At 50.2% G+C, this 16,691-nt stretch carries 15 protein-coding genes and 1 riboswitch; of the genes, 4 read left to right on the forward strand and 11 right to left on the reverse strand.

Translation table 11 applies throughout. The annotated features are described in order from the left end of the window. Window positions 1–64 precede the first annotated feature (64 nt). The 9 genes from AC0J20_RS03600 to AC0J20_RS03640 form a co-directional block, all read right to left on the reverse strand. On the reverse strand, window positions 65–802 hold the full coding sequence (locus AC0J20_RS03600) for a HesA/MoeB/ThiF family protein (RefSeq protein ID WP_473020647.1): 738 nt from the start codon (window positions 800–802) through the stop codon (window positions 65–67). Continuing rightward, entirely contained in the window at window positions 783–2,297 is a 1,515-nt protein-coding gene (thiE, locus tag AC0J20_RS03605) for a thiamine phosphate synthase (RefSeq protein WP_473020648.1), read from the reverse strand. Before thiE ends, AC0J20_RS03600 begins: the two co-directional genes overlap by 20 nt. Continuing rightward, window positions 2,294–3,070, reverse strand: coding sequence for a thiazole synthase (locus AC0J20_RS03610; RefSeq protein ID WP_473020694.1), 777 nt, complete (start codon window positions 3,068–3,070; stop codon window positions 2,294–2,296). The genes thiE and AC0J20_RS03610 overlap by 4 nt, the downstream gene beginning before the upstream one ends. 53 nt (window positions 3,071–3,123) lie before the next feature. Beyond that, a complete protein-coding gene (thiS, locus tag AC0J20_RS03615) occupies window positions 3,124–3,321 on the reverse strand; it encodes a sulfur carrier protein ThiS (protein WP_473020649.1) in 198 nt (65 codons plus the stop codon). After that, the gene (locus AC0J20_RS03620; protein WP_473020650.1) at window positions 3,321–4,463 is read right to left on the reverse strand and encodes an FAD-dependent oxidoreductase; all 1,143 of its coding nucleotides are present in this window, start codon (window positions 4,461–4,463) and stop codon (window positions 3,321–3,323) included. The genes thiS and AC0J20_RS03620 overlap by 1 nt, the downstream gene beginning before the upstream one ends. Before the next feature lie 3 nt (window positions 4,464–4,466). Beyond that, window positions 4,467–6,386, reverse strand: coding sequence for a phosphomethylpyrimidine synthase ThiC (thiC, locus tag AC0J20_RS03625; protein ID WP_473020651.1), 1,920 nt, complete (start codon window positions 6,384–6,386; stop codon window positions 4,467–4,469). A 110-nt stretch (window positions 6,387–6,496) separates the two neighbouring features. Next, window positions 6,497–6,632, reverse strand: a riboswitch (TPP riboswitch). Between the two features lie 80 nt (window positions 6,633–6,712). Further along, window positions 6,713–7,615: a DMT family transporter gene (locus tag AC0J20_RS03630; protein ID WP_473020652.1), complete on the reverse strand. Its 903-nt coding sequence runs from the start codon at window positions 7,613–7,615 to the stop codon at window positions 6,713–6,715. Window positions 7,616–7,627: 12 nt separating this feature from the next. Then, the gene (locus AC0J20_RS03635; RefSeq protein WP_473020653.1) at window positions 7,628–8,131 is read right to left on the reverse strand and encodes a methylated-DNA--[protein]-cysteine S-methyltransferase; all 504 of its coding nucleotides are present in this window, start codon (window positions 8,129–8,131) and stop codon (window positions 7,628–7,630) included. After that, window positions 8,131–9,507 (reverse strand): Ada metal-binding domain-containing protein, encoded by a 1,377-nt coding sequence (locus AC0J20_RS03640; RefSeq protein ID WP_473020654.1) that lies wholly within the window; start codon window positions 9,505–9,507, stop codon window positions 8,131–8,133. The genes AC0J20_RS03635 and AC0J20_RS03640 overlap by 1 nt, the downstream gene beginning before the upstream one ends. Window positions 9,508–9,734: 227 nt before the next feature. On the opposite strand from AC0J20_RS03640, the gene AC0J20_RS03645 reads away from it, so the two are divergent. Then, window positions 9,735–10,886: a serine hydrolase domain-containing protein gene (locus AC0J20_RS03645; protein ID WP_229530397.1), complete on the forward strand. Its 1,152-nt coding sequence runs from the start codon at window positions 9,735–9,737 to the stop codon at window positions 10,884–10,886. 4 nt (window positions 10,887–10,890) lie between these two features. Here the strand turns inward: AC0J20_RS03645 and AC0J20_RS03650 are convergent, their stop codons facing one another. After that, window positions 10,891–11,388, reverse strand: a complete 498-nt coding sequence (locus tag AC0J20_RS03650) for an Lrp/AsnC family transcriptional regulator (RefSeq protein WP_229530398.1) — start codon at window positions 11,386–11,388, stop codon at window positions 10,891–10,893. A 152-nt stretch (window positions 11,389–11,540) separates the two neighbouring features. On the opposite strand from AC0J20_RS03650, the gene AC0J20_RS03655 reads away from it, so the two are divergent. From AC0J20_RS03655 to AC0J20_RS03665, 3 genes are read left to right on the forward strand one after another with little or no spacing between them, the layout of a single operon-like run. Continuing rightward, on the forward strand, window positions 11,541–12,842 hold the full coding sequence (locus tag AC0J20_RS03655) for a purine-cytosine permease family protein (protein WP_473020655.1): 1,302 nt from the start codon (window positions 11,541–11,543) through the stop codon (window positions 12,840–12,842). Between the two features lie 51 nt (window positions 12,843–12,893). Continuing rightward, window positions 12,894–14,450, forward strand: a complete 1,557-nt coding sequence (locus AC0J20_RS03660; protein WP_473020656.1) for a hydantoinase/oxoprolinase N-terminal domain-containing protein — start codon at window positions 12,894–12,896, stop codon at window positions 14,448–14,450. 2 nt (window positions 14,451–14,452) lie between these two features. Then, a complete protein-coding gene (locus AC0J20_RS03665; RefSeq protein ID WP_229530401.1) occupies window positions 14,453–15,544 on the forward strand; it encodes a DUF917 domain-containing protein in 1,092 nt (363 codons plus the stop codon). A gap of 172 nt (window positions 15,545–15,716) precedes the next feature. On the opposite strand, the gene AC0J20_RS03670 is transcribed toward AC0J20_RS03665, so the two are convergent. Continuing rightward, a complete protein-coding gene (locus tag AC0J20_RS03670; RefSeq protein ID WP_377307111.1) occupies window positions 15,717–16,394 on the reverse strand; it encodes a helix-turn-helix domain-containing protein in 678 nt (225 codons plus the stop codon). Window positions 16,395–16,691: the final 297 nt, after the last annotated feature.

The raw sequence follows: 16,691 nt of genomic DNA on the forward strand, positions 1-16,691 counted from the left end.
AAACCGCCATTCCCGAAACCACAGTTTTATGTTACCCCGTGTAAGTGCTGATGAATCCGGAGAACTAAGCACAGAGGGAGCACTGCGTATTTTGATGAATATGCATGTTTTGCCATTGCAGAGTTTGCCAGTTTACCTGCACAAATTGGTTTTCTGATTTATTTCCGGCCAGGATTAACAACGCCTGCGTGGCCTGCATTGTGCCCATCGTACCCACAACGGGCCCTAAAATTCCCTGGTTGAGGCAATTTTCGACCGGCAATTCACCCTCGCCAAACAAGCATTGATAACATCCTCGCCGGGATTGTTGCTGAGCATGATGGCACAACCACAGCTGCCCGCTCAGCTGCGATGCTGCCGCCCCCACCAGGTTCACCTGATTTCGGAAACACCATTGGTTAATGTCAAAGCGGGTTTTAAAATTGTCCGAGCAATCCAGTACTAACTGAGGTTTGACGACTATGTCAGCGTCTGGCGTAAAAGCCCGGTTTTGCACCTGAATCAGACAATCGGGGTTGATTCCCTGTAATTGGGTTTTTGCCGCCTCCACCTTAAAACGGCCAATATCTTCGGCGCGATACAAGAGTTGTCTGGGCAGATTGGTTGCACTGACAGTATCCGCATCCCAGATGGAGATCTGCCCCACTCCGGCAGCCACCAGAAAACTCAATGCCGCACACCCCAGGCCACCTGCGCCTACCACCAGCACATGACTGGCTGCAATCAATGCCTGTCCCTCCGGCTCAATTTGCGGCAACACCATTTGCCGCACGTAACGTTTATCAGTACTGCTCTGGCTCATTTGCGATACCCTGTTGTTGCAACAGTGACCGGAACTGGCGAACGCTTTCTTGCGGATCGTGCGCCTGAGTAATGGCGCTGACCACGGCGACAGAGCCAACTCCCGTAGACAATACTTCAGGCGCTCTTGCCAGATTAATGCCCCCTATTGCCACCAGCGAATAGTCTTTCGCTAATTGCACCAGATGATGCAGTTTTTCTGTCCCCTGAATCTGTCCCGACATATCTTTGGTGTTTGTGGCAAATATCGCGCCGATGGCAATATAGCTGGGCCGTAACGACATGGCCCGCAATATTTCATAATAGCCGTGAGTAGAAATACCCAGACGTAACCCCGCTTTTTGAATAGCGGTTAAATCAGCCGAGTCCAGGTCTTCCTGACCCAGATGTACGCCGTAACAATGATGTTCAATGGCAAGCTGCCAGTAGTCATTGATAAACAATCTGGCCTGGTGAGCACGGGCCAGTTGATTGGCCTTGCGGATTTGCTCAGAGATAAATTGCATATCCCCGGTTTTGATGCGCAGCTGCAAAGTTTTAACGCCATAATTTAACAGTCGTTCGACCCATACCAGCGAATCCACCACAGGATACAGCCCCAATTGTTTTGTGTTGCAACGGGCAAAAGCGGCGGTTGGTAGTATCGCCTCTTGTACTGGATAATATTGCGGAAAGCTTTCAACAGAAAAACGCAGCGCTTGCAGGCCCAACTTTGGCGCGCCGTCCCCTATGGACAAATGGTTTTGTATCCCCTGAAAAACCAGTGCTTTGGCCAGCACAAACGCCTCTTTTAGCGGGAGTCCTTTTACCAAGGCAGCCGCCAGTGCACTGGCCATAGTGCATCCCGTGCCGTGAGCATCGACGCCTGTTATGCGCTTAGTGCTCAATGCCAACACGTCGCTTTTGTCCAGCAACCAGTCGATGCTTTGCCCAGAATTCGGCCCATGGCCGCCTTTTAACAACACCCGGTTTACCGGTAGTTGCTGCAACCTGCCTAACAGGGTTTCACTATCCGGGTTGCCCTGGCTATCCGTCAGCCAAAGTGCTTCGTGCCAGTTGGCGGTTAATACATCCACGCGGTGCAACAGGAATTGAGTCAACGCCTGGCGGGTATCCTGTTGAGTAAGACGTTCACCGCCACCGGCCACCACCACGGGATCGAATACCACCTGCGGTTTTTTATTTTGCTGCTCAAGCGTCTGCAGCCAGTCACTCAACCACAACACCTGCTCTGTGCTGGCCAACAAACCAATCTTGATAACCTGTGGCAAACCATCCTGTGCCAACGCCTGTATCTGGCCGCTGAATATCTCCATCGCCACCGGATTAATGGCTGACACGCCCTGACTGTTTTGTACCGTTACCGCCGTGACAACCGTACTGCAGTACACTGCCAGTTTCTGCGCCGCCTTGATGTCCGCCTGAATACCGGCGCCCGCGTTACAATCAGAACCACCAATAGCCCAGATAAAAGCCTGTTTGTTGTCACTTTTCATGATTGTTGCCAAAAGGGTGTACCCAATACCGGAGTGGATGGACTGGCAGTTTCCCGGGATTGCATTTGTCCTGCCAGATAAGCGTCTCGCCCGGCTTGTACTGCCTGTCGAAATGCACCCGCCATCCGCACCGGATCAGCTGCCTGAGACACAGCGGTATTTAACAACACCGCATCAAACCCCAGCTCCATAGCCTGACAGGCATGCGACGGACTCCCTATGCCGGCATCGACAATCAGATGCACATCCGGCAATCGGGCCCGCAGGGTTTTAAGTGCATAGGGATTGAGTAAACCTTTGCCGCTGCCGATGGGCGCTCCCCAGGGCATCACAACCTGACACCCTGCCTCAACCAGACGCTGGCACAACACCAGGTCATCAGTGCTGTAGGGCAATACCTTAAATCCCTGGTTGATAAGCTCTGTTGTCGCTTCCAGCAAAGCAAAAGGGTCCGGTTGCAGATTGTAATCATCGCCGGTGACCTCCAGCTTAACCAGTTCTGTGGCAAACACCTCGCGACTCATTTGCGCCACCGTAATGGCTTCTTTGGCGGTGCGACAGCCCGCCGTATTAGGCAATACCGGAACCCCGGTTTGTTTTACCAAATCCCAAAACTCAGCCCCGCCGGCAATACTGCCCTGACGACGTAAAGACACTGTCACCATGGCAGGTTGCGCCGTATTGATTGCCTGTTGCATCAGTTTCGGAGACGGATATTGTGCCGTGCCTAAAAGCAGGCGACTGTTCTTAAAAAGTGATTGCGGGTAAGACATTTCTGACGATTCAATCTTATTTTTGATGGTGTCATTGTGGCCATTTAGCATTGTTATCCGCCTTGCATGGGTGACAGCACATCGATCTGGCTCCCCTCATGCAGAGTAGTGTGCTGATAGTTGTGTTTCGCCACAAAATCGCCGTTTACTGACACGGCAAAGGCCTGTTTGGTGTCTACCATAGAGACTAAAAACGCATCAAGACTGTGATGCTCAGTGTGAATTAGTTCACCGTTAAATCGAATTTGCATCATGACTCCTGATTGCAATCGGTGATAAATGGTGCCACGGACTCCGGTATGGTATGACCGAGAACCATGGCAGTTAACGCCTTACTGAACAGCGGCCCCAGCAGATAACCATGTCGAAATAAGCCATTGACACTAAAGTACCGACCATGGCGATAAATGACCGGCAAATGATGGCTAAATGCCGGGCGCAACCCTGTGCGGGCGTTGAGGATACGGGCTTCGGCAAAGCCCGGGTGCAGAGCATAGACTGCTGATAACAACGCCATACTGGATTGCAAACTGATGGGCGAGTCATCCTGACTGTCGATTTCCGTGGCACCAATCACAAACTGCTGCTCTGGCTTTGGGGCAATGTACAACGGGTAACGCGGGTGCATAAAACGCACCGGACGGGTAAGCTGTACATCTGGCGCAAAAACGCGAATGATCTCGCCACGCACACCTCGCAAATTTCGTTGCACCTGTGGTGACTCGCCCTGATGCGCCACGGCCACTGCCGGCCTTAAGGCCAGTGTTTTGCGCGCCCCCAGACCACGACAATCCAGCACCGCATCAAAGGCCTGACCGGCCAGACGCCCCCTGGTCCATTCCGAAGCCCACTGCTGAGCGGACAAGTTATCCATCGCCGTTTGCCAATACAGTGTGACCCCGGCTTGCTGGCAGGCCTGCAAACTGGCGCGATAAAAGCTGCGATTGTCTAACTGTCCCTCTCCCGACAACCACAAGGCGCGTCGGAAATGCCCCGGCAGGTCAGGTTCCAGCTGCGCAATTTCCGGCCGATTCAGCCAGGGGTTGGCCTGGTCCTGATACCGGGATGTACGCTGCTGAAACTCCGCCAACAGCGCATCATCAGCATGATGGGACACCACCAGCGTACCAGACTGTTGCAGCCACACCGGTTTGGGCAGATTGGCCAGCAACATCGGCCAGAGCGCCATCGACTCCCTTCCCAGGGATAACAATTGCGGCTCGGCACAATGCACCGCTTCAGCCAGTGGTGCCAACATGGCCGCCGCTACCGCACCTGCCCCTTGCGGCATGTCCGGATCATCAGCACTGAACACGGTTAGATTGGCCCGCCCCATGAGTTGCAGGGCGCACAAACGCCCCAACAAGCCAAACCCTAATATTGCAATCTGCATGGTTTATTTCACCGGGTGATAAAGCTCACTGCCTGAGGATTTAAATTCCGCGGATTTTTGTTGCATTTCAGCCTCAATATCCAGCATCTGGATCTCTATCACTTCATCACCCAATCCGGCGGCATAATCGCGTACATCCTGCGAGATCTTCATGGAACAGAATTTAGGGCCACACATAGAGCAAAAGTGCGCTACCTTGCCAGACTCCTGCGGCAAGGTCTGATCGTGGTATTCCCGTGCCCGTTCCGGATCTAAACTGAGATTAAATTGATCGTGCCAGCGAAACTCAAAACGCGCTTTAGACAAGGCATCATCGCGAACCTGCGCTCCGGGGTGGCCTTTCGCCAGATCGGCGGCATGAGCAGCAATCTTGTAGGTGATCAGCCCTTCTTTTACATCCTGTTTATCGGGTAAGCCCAGATGCTCCTTGGGTGTCACGTAACACAGCATAGCAGTGCCATACCAACCAATTTGTGCTGCACCGATAGCAGAGGTGATGTGATCGTAGCCGGGCGCAATATCGGTGGTGAGTGGGCCAAGGGTGTAAAACGGCGCTTCGTGACACAAATTAAGTTGTTCTTCCATGTTGTGCTTAATCAATTGCATGGGTACATGCCCCGGCCCTTCCACAATCGTCTGCACATCGTATTGCCAGGCAATTTTAGTCAGTTCACCTAACGTGGATAATTCCCCCATTTGGGCTGCATCATTGGCATCGGCAATGGAGCCAGGACGCAAGCCGTCCCCCAGGGAAAAGCTGACGTCGTACTGCTGCATGATCTGACAAATGTCTTCAAAATGGGTGTAGAGAAAGTTTTCTTTGTGATGGGCCAGGCACCATTTCGCCATAATAGAGCCACCACGGGATACTATGCCGGTCACCCGTTTTGCCGTTAAGGGCACGTATCTGAGCAAAACACCGGCGTGAATAGTAAAATAATCAACCCCTTGCTCGGCCTGCTCAATCAGGGTATCCCGATAGATTTCCCAGGTGAGATCCTCAGCAACACCATTCACTTTTTCCAGTGCCTGATACAGGGGAACTGTGCCAATAGGCACCGGGCTGTTGCGAATAATCCACTCGCGGGTTTCGTGAATATAACGACCGGTGGACAAATCCATCACGGTATCTGCCCCCCAACGGGTTGACCACACCAGTTTTTCCACTTCTTCTTCGATAGAAGAGGTCACTGAGGAATTTCCAATATTGGCGTTCACCTTTACCAGAAAGTTCCGGCCAATGATCATCGGCTCGCTTTCCGGGTGATTGATATTACAGGGCAGTACGGCCCGCCCGCGGGCGATTTCCTGTCGCACAAACTCCGGGGTGATCTGTTCGGGAATACTGGCACCAAAAGACTCGCCTTTTTGCTGAGCGGCACGTATCTCATCGGCCAGTTTGGCTCTGCCCATGTTTTCCCGAATCGCTACGTATTCCATTTCCGGGGTAATGATGCCCTTTCTGGCATAGTGCATCTGAGTGACATTCGCCCCGGTTCTGGCTCTGCGAATAGCGGGTAAATGCTCGAAACGAATGTGATCCAGCCCTTCATCCGCCAGCCTTTGCTGAGAGAATCCGGCGCTGGGTGCAGGTAAAGTTTCGCAGTCCTGACGCTGGGCAATCCAGCCTTCCCTGAGCCTTGGCAAGCCGAGGCGCACATCAATTTCGACATCAGGTTCACCGTAGGCACCGGAAGTATCGTAAACCCGCACTGGTGCATTCGACTCATATTGTGGATTTTCTTCGCTGCCGCCAATCAGGCTGTCGGCCAGATGAATTTCCCGCATACCCACGCGCACATCAGGTTGGGTACCGGTTACATAAACCTTTTTGGAATTGGGATAATCATAGCCGCGTAGTTGTTGAATAAACTCTTCGGCTTCAGCGCGGCGCTGACGCGCATTTTTTGTATTGGTTGTCATGATAAGACCTCTTTGTGTTAAATCGGTCTTGTCAGAAATAAGAAGAAGCTGGACAGGAAGCCGCCACAAACGCCCTGGATAGTGCCCGAACTGGATTATTCCTGGGTTTTGAAGCTTGCTTTCTTGTTTCCTACGCAAGTATTAACTTGGTCAGGTTCACGGATCCCGCAACTGCGATCTCAGCCAGAATAATTCAACGGTGGGTATCACCCACCACCGAAGAATCTGGCACTCCGACAAGAAGTATCAATTTCCCTTTTAAATTACTGTAGCGCCAGGCGCTGTGTCAATATGGATTTTCAGAAGTTTTGGTTACACACGGATTATTATTTAGTTTCCGGCTTAGCAAACCAGAATTTCGACGGCAGCTTAAACACACCGGTGGTAAGTGCCACACCCAATAAAATTGTCGCTGCACCCAGTAAGATGCTCTGGGTAACCTGCTCATCGAGGAACCACCAGCCCCAGATAAAGGCAAACAGTGGCACCAGATAGGTTACCGATAAGGCCTTGCTGACACCTTCGCGGGATAAAATGCGAAAATACAGAATATAGGCCACACCGGTACAGGCAATGCCCAGGCAAATCACATCCCGCCAGGCACTGACCGACGGCATCGCCTCTGGCCAGGTGATAATGCCTGGAACAATCAACAGCAAAGCGGCATAAACCTGACTGCCGGTAGCCACCGCCAGCGGCTTCATGCCCGCGGCATAGAGCTTGGAATAGCAGGCGGCAAAGCCATAACAGGTAGAAGCAAACAGGGCCCCCATAATGGGCAGCAGCAACATCGCGTCATCGGAAATCTTCTCTGACATCAGGATGAAGACCCCGGTGAAGCCCACCACCAAACCAAATATGGTGGCAGGCGCTATTTTGTCTTTTAACCACAGCCAGGCCACCAGCGCGCCAAACATGGGCGCGGTGGAATTCAGGGTGGCGGTCAGCCCGGCTTCCAGCGACAAGGTGGCCCAGGCGAACAAGGTAAAAGGCATGGCGGTATTGGTTAATCCCAGCACCACCAGGTGTCGCCAGTGAGTGCGAATTTGCTGCATTTCCTGACGGCGAATAAAGGCCATCAGCACCAGTAAAAACACCGCCGCAATCGACGCCCGAAACAGGATTAAAGAAAAGGCACCAAACTCCGGCGAAGCGGTGCGCATAAACAAAAATGACGCGCCCCACAGCGCACCGAGGATCAAAAGTTCCAGATAAGATTTAGCCTGCATATCACTGTCCTTTTACTCATCCCAGAAAGAGGTTTGCTTTGCGCTATTTTGCCCTGATTCTAGTTGCAGCAACCATGCTTTTCTGGACAATCCCCCTGCATAACCGGTCAATTTGCCGTTTTTACCGATAACCCGGTGACAGGGCACCACAATACTCAGCGGATTTTTACCATTGGCAGCCCCGACAGCCCGCACCGCTTTGTGATCCCCCAGGGTTTGTGCGATATCCAGATAACTGCAGGTTTCGCCATAAGGCACGGTTAACAGCGCCTGCCAAACCTTGATCTGAAATTCAGTGCCTTTGGGCGCCAGTGGCAGCTCAAAATCGGTGCGTTTACCGGCAAAATACTGCTCAAGCTGTTGTTTTGCTTCTGTTAATAAGGAATCAGACGATGCACCATGCACGGGTTCATCCACAAACAGTATATGTTGCAAATGCCCCTGACTGGCGGCAATTTCCAGCCAGCCCAAAGGCGTTTTCAGATAGTCAAAAATGCGAGTCCTGGCATTGTTCATCAGGCTTTGTCCCATAACTGGAAAGTGAGATAACTGCGCCAGGGAGCAGCGGCATCGGTATTCAGAGAATACTGCTTAATCTGATTTTTTATCACCAGATCGGTGCCCAACCAGATATCCGGCTCAGACAGTCCGCGCATTTTGGCGTAGGCGATGGTCCAGGGTCCAATCCCTTTAATATTCAACCATTCATCGGGCGAAGTATGTTCGCCTTGCTCATACACAAACTGCGCCAGCGACTTGAGTGCATTTTTTCGGGCCTGTGGCATCCTGAAAAATTCCAGGTCACTGTTGGCAACCGCCTCCGGCGTAGGGAATAGGCGACTAACCCTAACGTCATCTGAATCCGCATCAACGGTAATAGCTTCGCCCAATACTTCGGTGAGCTGCGCCACTTTATTCACTGCCGCTTTAACTGACACTTGTTGACCCAATACCGCCCGGCATCCTGCTTCAAATAGGGACCAGACTCCCGGAATACGTATACCCACAGTTAATTGCTGCTCAGCTAAACCGGTATTGAGTAGTGCCTGCTGCACCAGGCTGTGATCCGCTTCCAGGTCCAGAATGCGCTTAATATTTTGCAAAATACCCCGCAACTCACCGTAACTGGCCATATTCAGGGTAACCCGAAAACGAAACCGCTCAGGTTCTATCTCGGCTTTAAAAAAGCCCTTCTGACCTTGCCAGTTGAAGCTTCGGGCATAGCTGGTTTCGGTAACCTCTTCCATACCGGGCACGGCCCGCACTTGCCAAAAATCCCGTACCTGACGCCAGCAATACTCCGGCGTGTAAGCGAGATACAGTTGCAATTGCCCACCAGACTCAGCTTGCTTCAGGCGAATTTGCGAAGGAGTCAGTTGCATGGCCTGTTTCATATTCTGTTGCAATCGTCTGGCTGACTGAAAGCCCGCCGTGGCGGCTACCTGCTCAACGGTTAAGTTGGTTTCGTGCAGCAACTTTTTAGCGAACAGCAATTGTTCGGTCAGCTGGAATTGTTTCGGTGATACCCCTAAATGCTGGCGAAACAGCTTGCGCAGATAGCCATCGGAGATGCCCAGCCTGTGCGCTATATGTTGTAAATCGGATTCCGGGTTTTCCCGAAGCAGGCGCATTGCACGTGCCACGGTGGTTTCAACGCCCATCCAGGCAAAGGAGCTGGGGGCACTGTCGGGTCGACAACGCAAACAGGGCCGGTAGCCCTGATGCAACGCCTGCGCCGCATGGGGGTAGTATTCGACATTTTCTTCTTTGGGCAGATTGGCCGGACAAATATTGCGACAAAAAATACCGGTGGTTTTCACAGCCACAAAAAATCGACCGTCAAAGCGTCGATCACGACTCATTCTGGCTTGTTGCCATTGCTGTGAATTCATTATTTGGCTCCGGGTTTGAGCAAGGAATTAACGCCAGTTTACGTTATTTTTTGTAGCGGATGCGATGAAACCGGAACTGAATGTTGCGTTAATTTCTGACTATCAGACTAATTGTTGAGCGGTGTGGCATTGCAAGCACAGCCCTTAATCGCGATAATAGCGCGGTTGTACGCTGCCAACAGGTTCAGGTGTGCAATCATAAGTTGTTATTTTTACCGGAGTTTTGGTTGATTTTTTTGCGTCTGTCTATTGTTGCCCTGCTGTCTGCTATGTGCTTTTCTGCATTAGCCGATGAACATTTTATTGATGAATTTTGGCAGGACACCCGTTCCAAAATTCGCGGCCAAAAGATCCCCGGGTTTAGCATGGTATTTATCGAAAAGGACCATGCACCGCGTTATTTCAATACCGGATTAACCGAAAAGGGCGGTCAGCCAGTTAACGAACAAACCCTGTTTCGACTGGCGTCGGTATCAAAAACATTCACCGGAGGGCTGACAGCAAAACTGGTGCACAAAGGGCAACTGAACTGGCAACAACCGTTGCAGGAGCTGGCCCCTGATTTTTCCTTTAGCGATAACAATCGCACCATTACTCTGGAGCACCTGCTCAGTCAAAGTAGTGGCTTAATGCGCAATGCCTACGACAATCTGATTGAAGCCGAATATCCCTTGCCCAAGATTATCGATCAGCTCAAAGATCTGGACCCCTTGTGTCAGCCTGGCAAATGTTACACCTATCAGAATGCCCTGTTTGGCGTACTGGAATACCACTTTCAGCAACAAAATACCTCTTACGGCCGGGTGCTGGAGCAGGAGCTGCTGACACCGCTGAACATGTATCACACCAGTGTTGGTCGTGAGCCGCTGATGCAGGCCGCCGACTGGGCTAAGCCCCATGTACTTACCCGTGCCAGAAACTGGACCAAAACCCGACTCAACGAATCCTATTATCGGGTTTCCCCGGCGGCAGGGATTAATACTAACAGTCACGATATGGGCATCTGGTTACAGGCCATGTTGGGGGAATATCCGGATGTTATCGAGCCGGAAATCATTACCGAGATCACCCAACCTCACATCCGGACCTCCCGCGAATTAAGACGCCGCGCATGGCGAAACTTACTGGACAATGCTCACTACGGCCTGGGCTGGCGAGTTTATGAAATCGACGGTCTGCAGGTGGCTTATCACAGTGGCTGGGTTAAGGGCTATCGCGCCGAAGTCTCGTTTAGCAGCGAGCTGGGTATTGGAGTTGCCATGCTGATGAACGCCGAGGCCAACCTGATGAACGAATTAGGTGCCGATTTCTGGTCCGGTTATCTTGCCCAACAAACGCACAAGGTCGGCAACAACCTGCAATTATCTGCCGGACGTTAACGTCTCACTCTAACCAGTTGAGTTTTTCCAAAGGATAACCCAGATACCACTTAGATCGCTCTAAAATGGTTCTGATACGCATTTCCCTGATACCTAGTTTTGGATTTCCGGCCACGTCATCACAAACTTTGTTCAACGCCTGCATATTGGGAAAGCAACTGAACATCATGTAGTGAAATTCTCCTTCTACTCTCAAACAATCCATAAACTCCGGGATATCCTGAATGGCCTGTTCAAAGGGTTTACGGGCCTGAGGGGTATTGGATTCGAGCTTAACTTCCACGTAGGCCAGCACGTGTTCACAGATACGGTCTAAATCCATTTCGGTGTGAAAGTTAAAGAAATAACCGGCCTCTTTTAGTGCTTTGGTGCGCTGAAAGCAGGCACTGGGTGACAACCCCACCAGATCCGCCAATTCCTGATTGGACAAATCAGCCTGTTTGTGGATGGTAGCCAAAATGCGTTTATTGATTGCATCCAGCTTAATATTCTTTTTTGTCATCAGACTTTCCGCTTAGAACAAAATAAGATTTTGATTTGCAGTGAAATAAAAAACAATCTGTTTTTCTCACCCATCACTTCAAACAAATATTTTTCTGCCATGTTCTAGACTTAATTCATCCATCAGAGCAACTTCATTGAAAGGCTCAGACAATGCACAATGACATGACCCCGCAAGAGCAAAGGGACACGCTGCCCCATCAAAACCAGTTGATTGCCTGGCCTCGTATTGCGGCCATCTCCGCTATGGTTGCCTTTTCTCTACCTACCTTTATCACAGGGCTAGAGGTAGCACACTCCCTGTCTATACCGGACGCATTGCTGGCCATGCTAATTGGCTGCCTGATATTAACCCTGATTGGCGGTGCCATGGGCACTATCGGGGTTCAGACCCGCATGAGCTCCTATCAACTGGTACGTATTGCATTTGGTGATAAAGGTGCTGCTGCGATTAATCTGGCATTTGCCCTGTCGTTATTGGGTTGGTTTGGGGTCAATATCGATCTGTTTTCCGGGGCGGTCAACGTCCTGTTTCAACAATATCAAATGGATGTGCTACCGGGTTTCGCAATCGAACTTATAGCCGGTACTCTGATGACTGTTACCACGGTAATCGGCTTCTCAGCCATCAACCGCATTGCCTCCTGGATGGTGCCGGTTATTGCGCTTGTGACTCTATATATGCTGTACAGCGCGCTGCAACTTTTACCCCTGGCTGACTTTCTCAATGTACCAGGCGAGAACAAGATTGCTATTAGTCAGGGTGTCAGCGCTATCGTCGGCGCCATTATTATAGGCGCTATTATTTTACCTGATATTACCCGTTTCAGCCGACACCAACACGGCGCATGGCATACTGCTTTTTGGTCTTATTTGGTGGTGCAGTTGTTGGTGATGATCGTTGCCGCCTGGGCAGGTGCAGCGACTAACAGCCATGAAATTCTGCAATTAATGTTGGCTATTGGTTTAGGGGTTATGGCATTTGCGATTGTTATCTGCGGCAGTTGGATCTTAAATTCTCTGAACCTTTACAGCACTTGTTTAAGCGTTGCGGCAACCTGGCCAAAAGCACAAAATAATTTAAATACGGCACTGCTTGGCATTACCGGAATTGTTGCTGCGTCCTTCAACATTCTGGAAGTATTCATTCAATTTCTGGTGATTTTGTCCGCCATCTTTGTGCCGGTGGCAGGTGTAATCATGGTTGATTACTTTTTGCTGTATCGCGGTGATTACCAGGCGCTCACATTGGCGCAAAAAATCCCATTTTCTCCCGCTGCGGCTATTGCCTGGCTTACCGGTGCCGGCCTGGCGATAACTGAGATGTTCATCACACTACCCACTGTCACAGGTATCAATGTGCTGGATGCCATTTTACTCTGCGCACTAGTTTACTGGGTCACCAGCAAACGATTTTTAGCAGTAAAGCCACCACCGGGCAACACTGCAAATTAATTATTTAAACCCTTTATCAGTATCGAATCCACCCGATTCAGGAGTCAGACAATGCGAATAGGTATCGATGTCGGCGGTACACACACCGACGCTGTGTTAATGCAGGGAGAGCAACTGCTGGCGGCCACCAAAGCCCTTACCAGTCAGGATGTGCTGTCCGGTATTATCCAAGCACTGAGGCAGGTTATTCAGGATTCAGCGATATCCGCTACACAAATTCAATCAGTGATGATTGGCACCACACAATTTACCAACGCCGTCGTGGAACGCCGGGAATTGGCACCGACGGCCATCATTCGCATGAGCTCTCCCTCAGGAGAAGGTTTGCCACCGGGTTGTGACTGGCCAACAGATCTGGTTGGCGCTATGCAACTGAAAACCTATCAGGTCAATGGTGGATATCTCTATGATGGCTGGCCGTTAAGTCCACTCAATCAGGAAGAAATTCACAAAGTCATAGCCGATATTCGCGTTAGTGGTATTAAAAATATCGCTGTGGCGTCGGCTTTCTCTCCCATGAATCCAGAGCCTGAATTTCAGGTAGAAAAATTACTCAAGACACAGATCCCGGATGCCAATATCACTCTGTCTCATAAAATGGGTAAATTGGGAATTTTAGAACGGGAAAATGCCGCTGCATTGAATGTGGCATTACTGCCGTTCGCCCATAAAGTGGTCAGCGCCATGCTACAAGCAATCCACAATGAGGGCCTGAATTGCCCTATGTTTATCAGTCAAAACGACGGCACGCTGATGAACGCGCAATTTATCACTCAATATCCAGCGTTAACCTTTTCCTCAGGACCCACCAATTCACTCAGAGGAGCAAGTAAACTCACAGGACTCAAAGATGCCATAGTGGTGGATATAGGAGGCACTACCTCTGATATCGGGATTTTACAGGATGGTTTTCCCAGAGAGTCAAATATCGTCATTTCAGTAGGCGGAGTACGTACTAACTTTCGCATGCCTGATATTCAAGCAGTGGGGTTAGGCGGAGGCAGTATTGTGCAGGATGATGGCCTACGCATCGGCCCACAATCTACAGGACACAACCTGGTAAAGGAGGCGTTGATATTTGGCGGTTCAACCTTGACGGCAACAGACATTATCGTGGCATCAGGCAAAGCGGATATCGGCAATGCTCGCTTTCTCCAACATCTGTCGCAAAACACAATTAAAAATGCTCGCAACACCATGCACGCACTATTAGATCAACACATAGATATGATGAAGCCCAGCAGCAAACCAGTACCCGTTATTCTGGTGGGTGGGGGTGCGATCCTGGTGCAGGATGATTTGCCTTCGGCATCACAAATTATCCGCCCGGAAAATGCCGCCGTGGCCAATGCCATTGGCGCTTCTATAGCCCAGGTCGGTGGAGAAGCAGAGGCGATGCTCAACTATCGCCAAATGTCCAGAGAAGCCGCCATTGCACAGGTAGAAAGTCAGGCAATAAACAACGCCGTAGCGGCAGGTGCCAATGCAGATAGTCTGAAATTGGCAGACATCGAAGAAACCAACATTCCTTATATGGATGACGGAAACATTAAAGTGCGGGTGAAAGTCATTGGTGACATCGTATTTGCAAGCGATAAGGGGGCTTAAGCATGAAGATTTCTGTACAACAACTGGATGACCTGGCACTGGGTGCAGTATTTTTAGCAACAGGTGGCGGAGGTGATCCTTATGTACCGCTGCAATTAGCCAAACAAGCGCTGCGGACTTATGGGGATGTAACTCTGCTTAACCCGGAAAACTTACAAGATGATGCTCGCGTTATCACTCTTGGCGGTGTTGGTGCACCTACCGTTAGTCTGGAGCTATTACCTTCATTGACCGAAGCATCTGCAACCTTGCAAGCATGGCAAAAACACACAGGAGAAACTGTGGATGCTGTTGCCGCTTTTGAGATTGGCGGAGCCAACTCCTTGCTGCCTCTGATTGCCGCAGCCACCTCTGGCACGGCCATAGTGGATGGAGACGGAATGGGACGGGCATTGCCCGAAGCGCAGATGATGAGCTACGCCATAGAAGGTGTATCCCCCTCTCCAGCGGTCGCCTATGATTATCAGGGCAATGTCACCAGCTTTTCCACTAAGGATACTGCCACCTATGAGCGCCACATTCGGGCCTTAACTGTGGCATCTGGCGGAATGCTCACCACGGCAGAGCACCCCATGACAGGAAAACAGCTTAAAAGGGCCATTATTCCTGGCACCCTAAGCTTCGCCATTCAGTTAGGGCAATTGCTGAAGCAACACAAAGGTAACGCCGAGCAAATTCTGCCCGCGCTTCAGGAGTTATTTGAGACATCCCTGTACGGAACGTGCCGACTACTTAGTTGCGGTAAAATTATTGACAAAAGCACCCAGATTGTTGGCGGTTATGATTTGGGACAAGCCAGCATCATGGATTTTTCAGACACCAATCGCGAAATAAAAATCAGCATCAAGAACGAGTACCTGTTGGCCAGAGAAGGTGACAAAGTGTTGGCCTCTGTTCCTGATTTGATTGTGATCGTAGATTACGAAACAGTTCAACCCATCAACGCTGAACGACTGCGCTACGGGCAAAGAGTGGCCGTATTTGCCGTGGCTTGCCCTGCTTTTTTTCGCAGCGAAAAAGCACTAGCTGCCGTCAGCCCTCGATGCTTTGGTTTTGATTTTGACTATGTGCCGCTGGAAGAAATTCCCACATGATTGACATGCGCTTTAAGATTCTCGTCAGGTAAATGTTGATCGTTACACTCTTAATCTATCAGTAAAGCATAAACGACTGATAAATAACGACAATAGCGGAGAGGTCGATGTTACTGATTACACATTGGATCATCAACGTGAAATGCGCCATACCTGCTGTTGTTATCCAGAGCTATTCGTTTGCCAGTTGTTGCTTGCGATACTGCCCTGGAGTGCAACCGGCAAACTCTTTGAACGCCCGCGTAAATGGAGCGGCAGATGCAAAGCCACTTTCAATCCCCACAACAAGCACCGGCCAGTCCAGTTTATCAGGTGCTTGCAATAAGGTTTTTGCATATTCAATGCGCAACTGATTAACGTAGTGATTAAAGTTTTTGGCATTAAAATGATTGAGCATAATGGCTCGGATCCGATATTCAGGAACGTCCAGTTCACGAGCAATATCTACGACCCGTAAATTCGAATCCAAAAAGCGTTTTTCTTCAATCAATAACTCTCGGAGCTGTTGTGCGAGTGTATTTTCTTCATGAACGGTTGAATCAACGACTTTATATTTTATTTCAAGCTGATGTTGACGAAATTCAATCAGGCCATGAGTGTTGATCAGTATCAACAGGTAAGCGAAAACAACGAGCCAGTCTCGACCTGCACCAGCCAATACATCTTTGGGCAGTACTGTGGCAATCAACATTACACTAATAATAGAGATAACAAGTGAAGCCAGGTAAATAATAATTATTTTACGTTGCAGCGCTCTGGCACTCTGCAGCCCTCGATATCCCTCCCAAAACGCGAGAATGAGCATACCTGAAGATAACAACGCAATGGTTTCGGATAAAATGGTTGTCAATACAGGGATCCAGTCAGTGCTAACAAGCCACATTTTTTCCGTAAACCTTAAAAGGTGTCGCAATATAAGACATGCCCCAAGAAAACCGACGAAAAGCAGGTGATGGCGATTTATAGGATTAGCTTTTCGAAAAAACGCCCGCGCAAACAGCCAATAGCCGCTACAAGTGGCAAAGCCCAAAGTACCGAGCAAATGGTGATAAGGGGACCAATAGTCGTCTAATAATTTACCGGCAATATACATTGACGATGAGGCACAAAAAACGGCAAAAGCAACATGTAAAATATGCGTTTCTCT

This window comes from Planctobacterium sp. R6 (assembly GCF_055755215.1).